We start from the raw sequence: 14762 nt of genomic DNA on the forward strand, positions 1-14762 counted from the left end.
GGACTCTATGATGCGTTCTAAATACCTAACAAAAGCTTTTTTTTGTTGGGATAATCAGTTTTTAGCGTACTAAAGATCTGATCCTTAATAGTAAAAAAACGGAATGATTTATTTGTAATTGGCTGAGGGTTATACCTTTTTCGTACTGTAGTAGAAGAGTGGAAATCTTTGTGGTGGTATTTGTATTTCAAATATAAGTATTTTTTCTTACAAATATAATTTTTTAACTACAAAATATTCAACGTCACATTATACCCAACTACTATTTTACATCCAATAAAAAAAGCCTCCTAAAACAAGTTGTTTTTGAAGGCTTTTGTAGTGCTTTTTTGTGAAAGTATTTTTTGTTTTATATTCAACGATTACTATGTTATTTTTAAACTAATTTTTACAATTATTGATAAAGTTCTTAAGTACTATGTTTTTTCATTAAGTGATTAAAGTTTTTCCAAAATTTACGAGTTTGTTTTTTAATTGAATCTTCGTGATTGATTTCTCTCATTGTACAATTAGCTTTATAAACATAACTCAAATAGTTTCCCCAATTATATTCTTTAGTTTTTACGTATTTTGTTTTATCATCTTTGGATGATCTATAAATTAATTTTCTTTTAGACCCCTTATACGAAAATCTTTTAAAAAGTTTAGATTTAAAAATTCTTTTATCCGGATTCTTACTATATTTTGAGAGTGAAGCTGATTTTTTAAATGATTTTATCATTGAGCGATAAAATTTAGAAAAGCCAGAAGTTTTAATCAGTACTTTTTGTCCATCATAAGAAAAGCCTAAGTATTCAAGCGTTTTATTGAAATTTGGCATTTTAGTTATTTCATCAATTTCAAAACCTTTAAACGTATTTTCTATATTTTCGAATCTATATACACTTGTTTTTTTTGGTTGAATTTCAAGATTTGCTACATTTTTGGCCGAAATATTTTCTCTAATTATTTTGATAATCTCATCCTCATATTCTTGCTCGCAAATTATAATTAAATCATCACTATATCTTTGATAATATCCCTTAATTGAATTAACTTTTTCATAAACAATTTTGTCAAAATCTATCATATAAACATTTGCCAATGTCGCACTTATTGGGCTTCCTTGTGGAATTCCAACTTTATTATTTTTTGAAATAACTAAATTTAAATTATTCTTTATAAACTCATCTTTTTCACAGTATGCAACTGCTTTTTTTTCTTTGAAATAGTGAGATTTACTAATTTCTTTTCTTTTGTAAATTGATTTTTTAGAGGAATTAGGCAATCCTCTTTCAACTATCATAGTTCTATGATAACTATTAAAAAGTTGTTCGCCTTCAATATATTTAATCTTAGTTAGAGCCTTGAAAACATTATAATGCTCTGAAGGTAAAGTTTTCTCACTTAATATTTTAGTCCACTGTTTTTTTAATATTTTATGGTCAAGATTGTCAAAAAAAGAAGTGACGTCAGCAACAATTACAGAAAGTTTTTTGTCATTATTTTTTTTAATAAATTCAAATGGTTCTTTTGCAAACTCAATATTACATTTGTTATTTTCTGCACCTTCAAAAAGCGGAATTTTTCTATATGCAACTACCGAATTGTTATATTCTTTCTTTGAAATATATGCTTCATAAGCATCAACCAATAAAGTATTGTAGTACGAAAAAATTAAAGAATCAATATGTGAAGCAAAAAAAATATTTCTATCTTTTTTATCTTTAATTCTAAATCTTTTTTTTGTTTTTGTTTTGTCAGTCCTAGTTTTATCGGGTCTAAATTTCCTTTGTGAGATACATTTATGAATGAGAGGAAGAAAGCTGTGCTTTTTTATTTTTTCTTTATCCATAACATACTTTTTTGCCCAATTATAATCTTTAATCGTAATTGGTAAGCCAATATGTGGATATTTTTTAAGTTTAAACCAGTTTTCTATTTCCATATTTTAAAAAAAGGGGTCAGATTTTATAGTAGTAGGTTTAGAATGTACAGGCTCCGTCGAAGCTTTTACCTTTTGCAAGGCTATTGCGACACTACTCTTTTCAGGTATAGAAATTGTTATCTTTGTAACTAAATTAATAAACACATCAAATATGTTCAGAAAATTGAAACGCAGAACCAACCTCAGGGCTTCAACAGTCATTATGCTGTTAATAACTCTTTCCTCATTAATTCTTTCATTAGAACATTTGGAAATTGGTATTTACCTTCCCATCTAACGTATCTTTTAGAATGGTATATTATAGTTAAACGTATCATTCCGACCTTCTGACCCCAAAAAGCTTATTGTTATTAAATCATTTTTAATTATAGATTATCTTCTTTCCATTGAACTTCACTATCTGCCAACGGTCTGAAATTTCGCAAAGTGCCAGCAATTTACTACTTTTTTATAAAGATATGTAAATTTCTTTTTGAGTAATTTCCAGCTAATAAAAATAGAACAATACTATTATAATTGCTTGAAACCGCTTTTATAACTAGGCATCATATAAATTTGGTTAGTTTCTTATTTTATCAATAATTCCAGGCATTGCTGGACTACTATCTTCTTTTAGTAGGCCTGAATCAGCTCTACTAAATAGAGATTGTAGAATTAGATTTCTATCTTCATTCCCTACTGCTCCTTCCTTAATTAGGGATAAATAATACATAGTTAGTTTTTCTCTTTCTTGTGCATCTCTTGCCAAGTGAAAACTTGAAAACATTGCTTTTCTTAACGATTGAATACCAAAAAATATTAAAGAAATGAATGTCACAAAAACAATTGACCAACGAATTGCAGATGCTTTATCGTCATTAAAAAAACTTGCTAACATGCCTTCAGGTGTCTTCCAAAGTAGTAAATATAAAGCAATTGCACCAACTAGTATCAAGGCAAATAATGCTCTCATAAACATATGTCCTTCATTCAATAGTTTTTCTCCTGATTCTTTCCAATGTAGAGCCGGTGCTTGCAATTGTAAAAGTTGTTTATAAGTTTGCTCGATATTTTTTCTTTCTTCAGTAACCTCTGAGCTTAAATTTCTTGCAGTTGCTTGATTCAATAAAAACCATTTATCAAGTTTTTCCTGATTTTCTTTCTTCATGTTTTCTAAGATTTCTACAAAAGTTTCTATCTTTTCTTGACCTTCCTTGAATAAATCTTTTAAATCTTTGTCAGATTCGATTACGTATTTTTCTACTTTGCTTTTTAAAGAGTTAAAAGAAGCTCGTTCGTGTGAGGTTTTATTAATTGTAGGATTTTCACCTATATTGTGTAAAACGCCCATCATTATTCCTTGCAAATATTCTTTATTGGAAAAAGAAGAATAATTTATATTTTCTGTTAAGAATGCGTAAGCCGCTTCAAATTTTTTTGAGGATTCTTTGAAAACTGAAATAAGAAACGACGCTTCTTTCGAATCGCCAGGAATTATTTGATTGCTACGTTGAGCAATTGAAGATTGTAATTCTCGAAGATATGGATTAGAACCATTTCCATTATTGACGCTTTCGACTAATTGTTCAATTCTATCTTGGATAGTTGAAAAATAATTTTTACTATCTAATAATTCAGAAGGTAGTGCACCATAATCGTCCCATTTTTTAATTTGTTCAATTACATATCTAAATAACGTAGATAACTCAAAGGTATTTTTAAAATCTGTAATTGGAAAATGTAAAGTGAATTGTGAATCTCTGATTTCTGAGGCTACTTCAGATTTCATGAATTTATTTATTTCTCGGGTGTTCATGATGCTCTATTTTTTTAGTTAAGTAAGCGGGTTACATGCATGTTTTAAGATTAGCTATAAACTTATTTATACCCTAAATAAAGTTTCTCTCACACACACTTATCTGGATGCAAACACAAAAGTTAGTTTCGTTTTTTAGTGTTATCAAATATATTTTATTTTTTCTTACCAATCGTCTCTGTCATTTTTTATTTACTAATTATTTGTGTTTTATAGTATAAGAAGTAGTGTTTTTTTAACGAAAGCTTTGTTTTTCTTCAAAAAAAAACCTCGCTTACAGGTTCGTAAACGAGGTTGGTTTTTATAGTTATTTATGGTTGGTAGCTTTTACAGGAAGGCTAGGTAAGGGCTATGCTCATTTTTATTTTTTCTGCGTTACTCTAATACCATCAAAGTAATTGCCATGTTGCAAAGTGATCATTAATATTCTATCTGCATTAGAATTATTCTTGTTCATAGTAATCACTATTTTTTTGCCATCTTCTTTTCTTTCTACTTGATATTCTGGATGTACAACAATCCAATTTTTGCCAAGGTTATTAATTGTACTGAGATCAGTAGCTTTTCCATCCAAAAATATTTCGTTTAGCCAGTAGTCTGTCGATCGAGTTTCTACGGTATAAGAACTTTGAGAAGACTCCATAATGATGTCTTTTTTTGATAGTTTAATATCGTCATCTGCTTTTCCGTCCTCATTTCGGTCGCACGAAATGATCGAAAATCCAATTAAAAGAAATGTAAAATAAACGCGTATTTTGCTCATATTTTTAAGATTTAATGTTCGATTATATAGTATGTGTTACAATGTTATTAGCACTACATTAATCCCTATTTTCGGATTTGATAAAGCATCTTATATCCGTTGTATTAGCTGTTGGCGGTTCTATTATTTGGTTTCAATCAGAAGAGGTTTTGCTGCCAATTTATAATAGCTAAATATTTCATTTATTTCATCTTTATTTAATATTGTGCATTTAGTTTCAAATTCAGCTTTTTTTTCATCCATCATTGAACGCATTAATATTAATTTAAAAACTTCGTTTTTTTTATTCAATTCAATCTCAGTTCCATTTTTGTAAACAAACTTTTCATAAGCTTTTAGCATATTAAGCCAAACTTCAATTTCATTATCAGGATTTTGATCCCGTTTAAAATTTGTGATTGTTTCTTCCAAAGAAATTTTATATACGTCAGCAAAAGATGACTGAATCTTTTTTATTTTCTCAATTTGCTTTTCAGATAATTGTTCGTGGACAATATTATTTTGAACGAGTTTATTCGGATTTACATTTTCAACATTTTCTTTTTCAGATTTTGCGTTACGATAATATGCCCAAACAAATATGCCCAACAGAAAAATTGAAATGTAGATTATTTGATTCATGTTGATTTTCATTATACTTTATTTTTCTGTTATTCGTTTTCTGTAACTTATTACTGATTGCCAACTTATTTGTATCCAAAACAAAGTTTCGTTATTCAACTTTATTTGAATGCCAACACAAAAGTTAGTTTCGTTTTTTATTGTTATCAAATATATTTTATTTTTTCTTACCAATTTGCTCTGTCATTTTTTTATTTACTATTCATGTGTTTTCTTCAAAAAAGAAACCTGGCTTACAGGTTCGTAAACGAGGTTGGTTTTTATAGTTATTTATGGTTTGTAGCTTTTGGGGTTTTTATTGCTTTGCCTAATACATAACTTATTTTCAGTATTGCTTTTAGCAGAGCTGCTAGCGCTGAGGCTGGTGTTAGAGGTAGTAACTCTGTAGTAAATTAGGTAGGTAAAATATATTGTCATCTAGCTTTTCTTCACTTATTTGAATTGCTGTATAATTTATTGTAATATTTTTTCCGTCATATTTATATTTTAACCAAGGTGCTTTTGCCTGTCTAAAATAGATATCAGTAAAACTAAATTTACTGTCTTTGTAGTTTTCTGGGTCTATATATAACGATGAGTCATACCAGTAGTAATTTTTAGTATTCTCCAATTCATGAATTAACAATTTACACTTTCGGTTAAGAATTATTTTTTCAGACTTGTCAAATGTAGAATTAATCAATTTTCTATTTTCATCGCTATAAGATGTTACAAAAAGCGTATCTATACCATTTCTATAATCATATTCTTTATTCTCATCTTTAATAAAATATATCGTTTTAATGTCTTCACCATTATATGACATTTTAAAATTACCTTTTTTAAAGTATTTTGTCATTTTAGTACCATATAATTTTTGGAGATTTTCTGTAGATATAGCGTTTGTTTTCGACACAACGGAAATTTCATAAGTAATTTTTCCTTCAAATTCTTTTGTATTATTTGCAGGTTTTTTTTGTTGGCAATTGTAGTTAGCAAATATGAAAATTGATAAAAGTAGTGTAACTGGTTTCATAGGTGTGATATTGTTTTTTATTAATGCTAAAGTAGCGCGACAGAAACAGTCTCTGCTGTGCGACCGAGTATTCTCGACTTTTTATTTTCGGTTAAAGATAAAATTTCTTGCGAAAAGCAAACATGAACTTACCACAAAATCCGCAATTGTTTGAAATGAGAGTTATGCAATGTTTTTATTCTGAACCGTTTATTTTCAGGTTAAACAATGTATCTGATTCTAAATAATACTTAATTTGCCAGTAATGACTGCAACCATCAAAGAAAACTTGCCAGTGTTTTTTCTAATCTCCTAATTCATTATAAAATGGATCATTTGTATTCTCTTGAAATGATTTATTCCAAAGAAAATTAACAAGTAAATATTTTTTGCCTGATTCATCAATAAATCCCAAATATTGTCGAATATATTTTTTTAGATTTCTGTGAATGATAGGACATGAGTTTTGTTGATCCCAGAGGTTTGTATTAATCTTTTTTAGTTTAGAGCGTAATGCATTTTCAAATTTTTCCACTTCTGCAGTAGTTGGCGAAAATCGATCACTTTTATCTAACCAGTTATAAGCGGAATTTGTATATGTTTTTGGAAATATTGCTCCTTGAAAATTTTTATTTTCCAATACAATGATTGATTGTGCAATTGAAAAAAACGGAAACAATGTCAAAATAATAATTGTTGTTTGAATTTTTTTCATTTTTAAAATTGTTATTAATGTTCTGTTGTTAGAGTGGGTTTGGAACTACATTATGCACTATTTTCGGGTTTGCCAAAATTATTAGGTCTGTATTAATGTAGTTGTCTAAATAAATTTTAGTAGCTCTTATCGAATGTTTATTTTTTAATTCTTTTATAATAATATTTCTGTAATAGTTCTTCTTTGTCATAACAGTATACGCAAATCAAGAATCCATCATTATCATATTCATATTTGAATCTGTTTGCGGTAATCATGTCCAATTCCTCTCCATTGAATCCAATACCAGTATTATTTACCGAATATTCGATCAATTGATTATCAGTATTATATTTATATAATTCTTGTTTGAGAAATTTACCTTTAGAATTGTATGTAATTGATTTCGCAATTAGTCCATTTCGAAATATTGTTGTATCTCTGCTTTTAATACCAGATGAATCAGAATATGTGCATATTCTTAAATTTTTCGTATAAGAATATAATTTGGTATAAGTCTCAATTTTAGTTTGCTTTTGGTGATCCGAATCAATGTCAGTCGAATTAGGTTTAAAATAAGCCAGTATATTATCCTCAGGATAAGACATACTTATTTCTTTAAGAACTCTTTTCTGCAAATCGTAGTCATAGAGAATTGAATATGTGAGTTTTTTGTCAGAAGAATAATCATCAGATCTTTTAAGTAATCCATTTTGGTATTGATATTTTGTAAGCATGACAACTTCTGTACTATCCCATTTGCATTTTTCAATATATTTTCCAGTTTTGGGATCAGTAATTGTATAATATATTTGTCTTCCGTAATCCTTATATTCAATTTTATGTCCAGAATCATCATATTTAAAACTGGATATTGATTCCATTCTACCTTCTGATTTATGAATTGTTTTAATACGATTTCCTGCATTATCAAAATATGATATAGAAATTGTATCGCCAAGTTTTTTAGGATCTCCAGAATATGAATCAAGTAACCCGAATTCAATTTTAAAGTTTTTAGGCTCTTTAAATTCATAGTTTTGTCCCAACGAACTTAATGAATAGATCAGTAATTGAAAAATAAAGGAGTATTTTATCATCGTATTGTTTTTTTAATGCTCGCTTATATTAATTTTTGGTGGCTTAATAGTGTATACGTTTTGATAATAAAGCGGTTTTTTAAACTAAATTAAACCCTTTTCTCGGATTTGCTAAATTATTTTAAATGCAAGACTGGGTTTGCGTTATGGTAGTTGTAAAAATATGTTGTAGAATTTCTTTCTTTAAATTAAGTGTGTTTTGTCAGTTTCAAGATAATTACTTAAATAAGTGTAAATATATTTTTGATAATCTTTATTAGCATTTAATAATATTGAATATTTTAAACTATTTGCTTTTAGTTCAAAGTACGGTTTATTATCTAAATAATTATTCTCAGGATTTACAATACATTTTATTTCATTTTTTTGTAGAGTTGTATAATTTCCCATTCTATACAAATCATATAAGTCAAGTATTCTTAGCAGTGGAAAATTGGTATATGTTTTTTTATTTTTAAACATTATTTTGTCTTTATATACTATTACCATTGGGATTTTTCTAAAATTTCTTTTCACATATATTCCTGATAAAAAAAGTGCCAAACCCATGTAGTTTAAAATATTTGGATGCAGAGAAAAGTCATTATTAAAAAAAATAGTAATTAAATTGATAATAGTTTTAAGTATAAATGGTAAAAGGAGAATTCCACCTATTATCAATAAGTATTTAATTAATTTCTTGATTGTCATTTCATCATGTCCGAATATTTTTATCGCGTCTTTATGATTTAAATACACTGAATTATCAATTTCAAAATTGAAATTACTATTATTTGGTTCTGTCATCTTTTTTTTAAATTTAATATTCAATTATATGTTATGTGTTAAAATTGCTACTACCGTCACACTATTAAAGTATTAGTCGCACTAAATTAAACCCTTTTTTCGGATCTGGTAAAGCATTCTAATTACAAAAACAAGTTTGCATTAAGTTAATTGCTTAAATACGCTGTGTTGATTGTTATAACTAGCCTTTCTTTATTTTCGGTTCTCAATATCGTCAAAATATGCCATTACTTTTTTTTCTGTGTCGTTTTTCAAATGTACTTTGGCGTCATATAGTTCAGACCTTAATTGTCTGTATAACAATACCGCGTTTCTCAAACTTTTTAATAATGATTGTCTGTCGTAAGTTGGTAATGTGAGTTTTAGTTGGGCTAAATCGTCAGTATCTAAATCTTTTTCTACTTTCCTTACGCCACGAGGTAAGTTGTCATTTTTGATGTGAAGCAAAGGTCCGAAAACGACCATTCGTAAAAATCCCATAAAATCATAGGCTTCAAGATATTCTCCACGTCCAATTTTTAGTAAAGCATAATGTATCCATGTCCAAAATCGGTCTTCAATCCATTGATAGTCGGGATATGGAAACTTTGCTTGCGAATTATGAATTGCTTTTTGAAGTTGTGCGTTTTTGTCCAGCAGTATTTCGGGAGTTTCAATACGAGTGTGAAACTCGTCAAGTGTTACAAATTTTATGTCAACGTGTAAGAGTGGGTTGTCATAAAGGCAAATTAGAACTCTTGGTTCGCCAACGTGTTCGCCTGTAAACCCAGATAAAAAATTTCCTAATCTTTTTGCATAGTCAAGCATTAGGTTTTTGTCAGCTGAAATTTTTTGTTTAGTTACTATAATCAAATCAAGATCGGAAAACTCATCTATCTCGTTTGTCAGCCACGAGCCGGCCACAGCTAAACCAATGACATTATCGTCTGGCTTTAAAATTGTCTTGGCTTTATCGGCAAATACTCGTTGTATCATTTTGTTAGTTATGGTCTGTCTTTAAAATGTTCTATAACGTTCTGGTATGCGGGTTTGTGATTAAAATTAAGCTCTATTTTCGGATTTGCAAAATTATTCTAAATGCAAAGAATAGGTTTTTATTAAGATAATAGTTTAAATAAGCTGTGGTAGTCGTTAGCAATAGTATATCTCGTTTTTTACTTATGATTTATATTTTTTATCCAATTGATTGCATTGTTCATAGGCTCTTCAGAGTCTGAAAATGCTGTGTTGTGTCCTAAGTCTGTATACAATTTATAGTCGTAGTGTTTTCCTTTAGATTTTAATCTATCAAGATATTCTATTGAAAGATTTGCAGGAACTTGAATGTCTTTACCACCATAAACCCAGAGTCCTGGAATTGATAATCTAGAAAGAATATCATTTGGGTTTGTGTCAATAAACTCATATTTGTCTGGGTCGTTGAATATATGTTTTCTTGCCTCTTCTTCGGTGTGGGTGTCCCAAAAATTTTTATCTCCATTGGTATAGAATTGGAATCTCAATTGTTCTTTAACCGTTATAAGTGCGCCGCTAAATATAGTCATAAATTTGACCTTTTTATTTTTCTCTGCAGTCAACGGAATTATCCATCCAGCCTGACTACCACCTATTAAACCTATTGGTATTTGATCATTTGATAAAAATTCAGATAAAGTATTGACGGCAGCACTTGCATCTAAAGACAAAAGATTTAAGTTAGAGAAATCAACATTATTAGTGCCTACTTCAGGTCCGGCATATACACCCGCAGATGCTCCAACTCCACGTTTATCATACGTAAAAACTGCAATTCCTTTGTTGGCTAGGGTAGTGGCAAATTGTATCATTCTTTTTTCTTGTCCAGATCCATGAATAATGACAACGGCGGCCTCAATGATGTTAGGTATAAAAATAGTTCCGGCGAGTTCATCTCCTTCACTAACAAATTTTATCTCCTTAGTAGTAAAATTTGGGGGAATAGCTGATGCATAATAAGTAACAAAAAACAATACTAGTAAGAGAGAATATTTGCCTATTTTTTTTGTTCTTAGAATGCTCTTAAAAAAGGCGAGTTTGTTTTTTCGGTTCATTTTCCTTAAATTATTTTAAATTAATTAAGTCTTGCTTTTTGGGAGACGTTATGATCACTAACATTTTGGCCTGTAGCGAATTTTAAACTAAATTAAGCCCTATTTTCGGATTTGCCTAATCATTTTAAATAGAAGACTTTCTATTAAGTCATTTGCCTAAATACAATATTCTTTTTTAGCTTCTAATTTTTTCAATTTGAGGATATTAAAGTATAATTTTAAAGTTTCTTTTTTTCGTCACTTGTATATTCCAAAATATCACCTGGCTGACAATCCAATGCATTACAAATTGATTCTAATGTGCTAAAACGAATTGCTCTTGCTTTTCCTGTCTTTAAGATGGAAAGATTAGATAATGTTAAATCGACTCTTTCAGAAAGTTCATTTAGAGAAATTTTTCGCTTTGCCATCATGACGTCTAAGTTTACAATTATTGGCATAGCTTAAACAGTTAGTTCATTTTCGTTTTGAATATCTATTCCTTTTTTAAAGATAGTCGCAATAACGTAGATTACAGCTGCCATCAAAATAAAAGCTTCACTATCTTCCCAAAACTGGTTTAAGTTGTCAATAACAAAGCCACGATGAAGTAGATTTTTAGCCGACTGTTGAGCGATATAACTTAAAAGTCCGATTGAGAGAGTAAAGTAACTAATTAGTGAAATTTGTCTCGAAACAAAGTTGTTGAACGGCTTTAGTAGATCAATTTTGCTTACTAATATAATGACTACATAAAAAAGGACAGCTTTCAAAATTGCGATGACAAGTATAAAACTGTACATACTGAAAAAAGCCAATTTATTACGTTCGTACATTTCACTTAAATCAAGTTTCTGATAAAGATTTGCGACAAATTCAGGCTTATAGAGACTAAAAATAAAATTGACGATTAGCCCACCGGCCTCAATGCATAAGCCAACAAAAATCATCCAAGCTACAATGCTTAATCCTTTAAATACGATGTTATTTGTTTTTGACATAATTATTTGAATTTAAATTACATCACGAATATAATAATTATTTATTGATAAACAATAAATATAGGTTTTTATTCAATATATTTTTGTTTTGCTAGAAAGGTTGGCAATGGATTATATTATTAGCTCTAGCTCATATTTATTTTTCAATAATTTCTTTTAATGCCTTTAAGACAGGATTTTCTTCACCACTGTCTTTCTCGATTACGGCTCCGGTACGATTGTCTTCTTTTACAATTTCTAGTTTAATCCTATCATCATCATCAGATAGTATATAACTCATGATGAAATAATTTTCTTCTTTGTCTTCTAAGTCAGGTCTCGGGAAAAATAAGCTATATTTGATTAGCTTATGAGGTACAATTGCTATTATTTTTCCCCACTGCTCAAAAACTTTATTATCCCACTCATTCCTGAATCTAATTTCACTACCAACTTCCCAGTCGGTAATCAAATCACTTCCGTACTGCCATTGTTTTACAATTTCTGGTTTGGTGAGAGCATCCCAGACTTTATCTTTACTTGCATTAATTAGAATTGTAGATTTGCTTGTTATCATTGCTTTTGTATTAATTAATAATGGGTAAGTAAATCGTTTTGTGCTATGCGAGACAGCGGTGACTGGAATATATTTTTTAGGTTAAATTTCGTTTTGTATATCCTTAGTTATGTCTGATGATTCTAAATGCTTGACCAACTCACTACGATTCTACTTGTCTAAATCTGTAGTAGTAGTTAAAGTCGGTTTTCGTATTTTGTATGGAAATTATCATTCAAATAGTTTGAGAGTTTTTCATAGTCCTTTGAATTTCTTTCAAACAATTTGATCTTTATTCCTTCTGTGTTTATGATTATTTCGTTCGCTGTTTTAATATCCAACAAATGGAAGTGATTTTCAGTCCAACTCGATATTACTTTTAAATCGTATTTTTTTCCTTTGAAAATATTTGAGTGATGACCAATGTATTATCAATAAAAGTGAAATATTTGATTCTTTTTATGTTTCTTATGTATAATGCTACATTCGCCACACCAAGTAATACTAATATTGATTTTTCCCATAGTTGATCAAATCTTTTTAAGCCTATGAAAATTACTCCACTTGTTATCAATGTGTATAAAAGAATCCAGATTATATTTTTTGTTATCTGTTTCATATCAGTGTGATGAGAAAATCCTAACGAGTTTATTTAATGCGCCGAAAATTATCGGTTTTTTCTAGTATTTATCCAAATTCTAACTTTCTTCCCTTAGTCGAAAGAATTAATTCGGTAAGGATCTGTAGAATTACCACCAACTTATTTATAACCCAAACAAACTGCCTTATTCAGATGCAAACCAAAAAGTTAATCTCATTAATTACGGCTATCAAATATATTTGTTTTTTTGATACACTATAAAAAACATATTTAGCTGTTGGGCTGATCATTTTTAAACAAAAAACCAAGTCCCATATTTTTGAGCATCTTTTTTTCGAAAGTCCAAAAAAAGCGAAATTGCCCAAAAATAGTGCCTATAGCCACTAATAAAACCTGATAAATAGGGAAGATGATAAGTAATCGAATTAAAGTAAACCAGCCGCCAAAATCTGCTTTAGTGATGCCCAACCATGCGCAAAAAGGTTTAGACAACCATGCAGATGCCGATCCGGTGATGGCAAATACAATAAATATTATGGCAAGTTGTAAATTGGAGGTAATGCCCCAACGTTTCTTTAGTCGATTCATTTTTATTTGTAATGATTACAAATATAGTAATCTAAATTTAAGGACTAAAATTATCTGATAGGAATATAACCTACGCCAAGATTTTGTTGGTAGGTATTCTGAAAATAAATCATATAGTTGTAAATCAGGTAATTTACTTCGTACCCGTAGCGAATATTGGGCCTGTAATCAATCGTCATTTCATACAAATTAGGATTGTAGCGTTGTGGCTGCATGACCCGATTATTCCATTCTAAAACATAAAACTGATTCTTGGTTTCGAGATACGACAGCGAATGGTAATTACGAGGCTGAGCTCTGGAGGCGAGCCAGCTGCTAAATCCGTTATCGATAATAATTACTTCATATTCCAGAGAATCATTGGCAATGCGCACCGTATCATTTACGGCGAGCTTCTGTTTTGTAGTACCATCAAGTGTTTTTTGCGGTGTCGAGCAGGCAATAATCACCAATAAAACAAGCAGTATGTAAATGCAATTTTTCATATTCCTGAAATTTTGAACTTAAAAGTACGAAAAAAAACTGGTTTTGGATGTTTGTTGTCAGTTGCTTGTTGATGGAGTCTCTCACTATCTCAACCTCTGCACCTCTGCATCTTTGAGCCTTTGTACCTCCACAAAAAAAAAAGCCATTTACGACAAAGTAAACAGCTTTTTTAAAAACTCAGTATCTCAGGACCTCAGTATCTCAGCGCCTTCAATAAACCTATTTTCCAAATAATTTACCAAGTAAACCACCAATTCCGCCTTTGCTAGAGGCAAGAGCAGATGCGTCGCCTAGATCTACTTTTCCGTCTCCGTTTTGGTCTAGGCCAAATTGCATTCCGTATTTAGAAATCGTGTCCATGATGCTGGAGGCTTGACCGCTATTTCCAGAAATAGCACTAATAATGTCCGAAATTTGAAAACTACTGTCATTAGGATCTTTTGCTTTGTTGACTAAGGCACTTAATACTTGCGGAATCATACTTGCCGCAACTCCAGAAGAAGTTTCGCTACTCAAACCAAATTTTTGACCCAAATTTCCAGTCAATTGTTCTGTAAGTTGTTTCACAACGGGATTAGAACTGTCAATAGATTTTCCTTGAAATAATCCAGCCAATTGCTCGGTGCCACCTTCAGCAGCAATTTTTTGCAGTCCCGAAAAAATAGAACTGCTCGCTTCCTTCATTACATCTTCGTTTTGCTCATTAGGAACAGCATTGTTTTTTACGACAGCATAACCGCCGTATTGTTGTACTAATTGTGATAATTGTTCAAACATTTTTTTTAGATTTTTGGTTACAAGTATCAAATTTAGTAAAAAAAAG

At 29.9% G+C, this 14762-nt stretch carries 16 protein-coding genes; all 16 read right to left on the bottom strand.

Annotated features, from left to right (window positions below):
• Positions 1-409 precede the first annotated feature (409 nt).
• Positions 410-1927, bottom strand: coding sequence for a reverse transcriptase domain-containing protein (locus LNP22_RS11490; protein WP_229973578.1), 1518 nt, complete (start codon positions 1925-1927; stop codon positions 410-412).
• 559 nt (positions 1928-2486) lie between these two features.
• On the bottom strand, positions 2487-3695 hold the full coding sequence (locus tag LNP22_RS11495; RefSeq protein WP_229973579.1) for a DUF6161 domain-containing protein: 1209 nt from the start codon (positions 3693-3695) through the stop codon (positions 2487-2489).
• 388 nt (positions 3696-4083) lie between these two features.
• Positions 4084-4485: a hypothetical protein gene (locus LNP22_RS11500; RefSeq protein ID WP_229973580.1), complete on the bottom strand. Its 402-nt coding sequence runs from the start codon at positions 4483-4485 to the stop codon at positions 4084-4086.
• A 123-nt stretch (positions 4486-4608) separates the two neighbouring features.
• Positions 4609-5118 (bottom strand): hypothetical protein, encoded by a 510-nt coding sequence (locus LNP22_RS11505; RefSeq protein WP_229973581.1) that lies wholly within the window; start codon positions 5116-5118, stop codon positions 4609-4611.
• A 355-nt stretch (positions 5119-5473) separates the two neighbouring features.
• Complete coding sequence (locus LNP22_RS11510) at positions 5474-6121, bottom strand: hypothetical protein (RefSeq protein ID WP_229973582.1); 648 nt, start codon at positions 6119-6121, stop codon at positions 5474-5476.
• 283 nt (positions 6122-6404) lie between these two features.
• Positions 6405-6815 carry a hypothetical protein gene (locus LNP22_RS11515; protein WP_229973583.1) on the bottom strand — a complete coding sequence of 137 codons (411 nt, stop codon included), beginning with the start codon at positions 6813-6815 and terminating at the stop codon, positions 6405-6407.
• A gap of 137 nt (positions 6816-6952) precedes the next feature.
• A complete protein-coding gene (locus LNP22_RS11520) occupies positions 6953-7894 on the bottom strand; it encodes a hypothetical protein (protein ID WP_229973584.1) in 942 nt (313 codons plus the stop codon).
• 183 nt (positions 7895-8077) lie between these two features.
• The gene (locus LNP22_RS11525; protein ID WP_229973585.1) at positions 8078-8680 is read right to left on the bottom strand and encodes a hypothetical protein; all 603 of its coding nucleotides are present in this window, start codon (positions 8678-8680) and stop codon (positions 8078-8080) included.
• 192 nt (positions 8681-8872) lie between these two features.
• On the bottom strand, positions 8873-9655 hold the full coding sequence (locus tag LNP22_RS11530) for an aminoglycoside 6-adenylyltransferase (protein WP_229973586.1): 783 nt from the start codon (positions 9653-9655) through the stop codon (positions 8873-8875).
• 179 nt (positions 9656-9834) lie between these two features.
• On the bottom strand, positions 9835-10749 hold the full coding sequence (locus LNP22_RS11535) for an alpha/beta hydrolase family protein (RefSeq protein ID WP_229973587.1): 915 nt from the start codon (positions 10747-10749) through the stop codon (positions 9835-9837).
• 218 nt (positions 10750-10967) lie between these two features.
• The gene (locus tag LNP22_RS11540) at positions 10968-11189 is read right to left on the bottom strand and encodes a helix-turn-helix domain-containing protein (RefSeq protein ID WP_229973588.1); all 222 of its coding nucleotides are present in this window, start codon (positions 11187-11189) and stop codon (positions 10968-10970) included.
• Between the two features lie 3 nt (positions 11190-11192).
• Positions 11193-11729, bottom strand: a complete 537-nt coding sequence (locus LNP22_RS11545) for a DUF2975 domain-containing protein (RefSeq protein ID WP_229973589.1) — start codon at positions 11727-11729, stop codon at positions 11193-11195.
• Between the two features lie 136 nt (positions 11730-11865).
• A complete protein-coding gene (locus tag LNP22_RS11550; RefSeq protein ID WP_229973590.1) occupies positions 11866-12285 on the bottom strand; it encodes an SRPBCC family protein in 420 nt (139 codons plus the stop codon).
• Positions 12286-13135: 850 nt separating this feature from the next.
• Complete coding sequence (locus tag LNP22_RS11555; RefSeq protein ID WP_210665708.1) at positions 13136-13453, bottom strand: DUF6787 family protein; 318 nt, start codon at positions 13451-13453, stop codon at positions 13136-13138.
• A 50-nt stretch (positions 13454-13503) separates the two neighbouring features.
• Positions 13504-13938, bottom strand: coding sequence for a DUF6146 family protein (locus LNP22_RS11560; RefSeq protein WP_229973591.1), 435 nt, complete (start codon positions 13936-13938; stop codon positions 13504-13506).
• A 220-nt stretch (positions 13939-14158) separates the two neighbouring features.
• The gene (locus LNP22_RS11565; RefSeq protein ID WP_229973592.1) at positions 14159-14716 is read right to left on the bottom strand and encodes a DUF937 domain-containing protein; all 558 of its coding nucleotides are present in this window, start codon (positions 14714-14716) and stop codon (positions 14159-14161) included.
• Positions 14717-14762 lie beyond the last annotated feature (46 nt).

Source organism: Flavobacterium flavipigmentatum (assembly GCF_020911905.1).
In the GTDB taxonomy this organism is placed as follows: domain Bacteria; phylum Bacteroidota; class Bacteroidia; order Flavobacteriales; family Flavobacteriaceae; genus Flavobacterium; species Flavobacterium flavipigmentatum.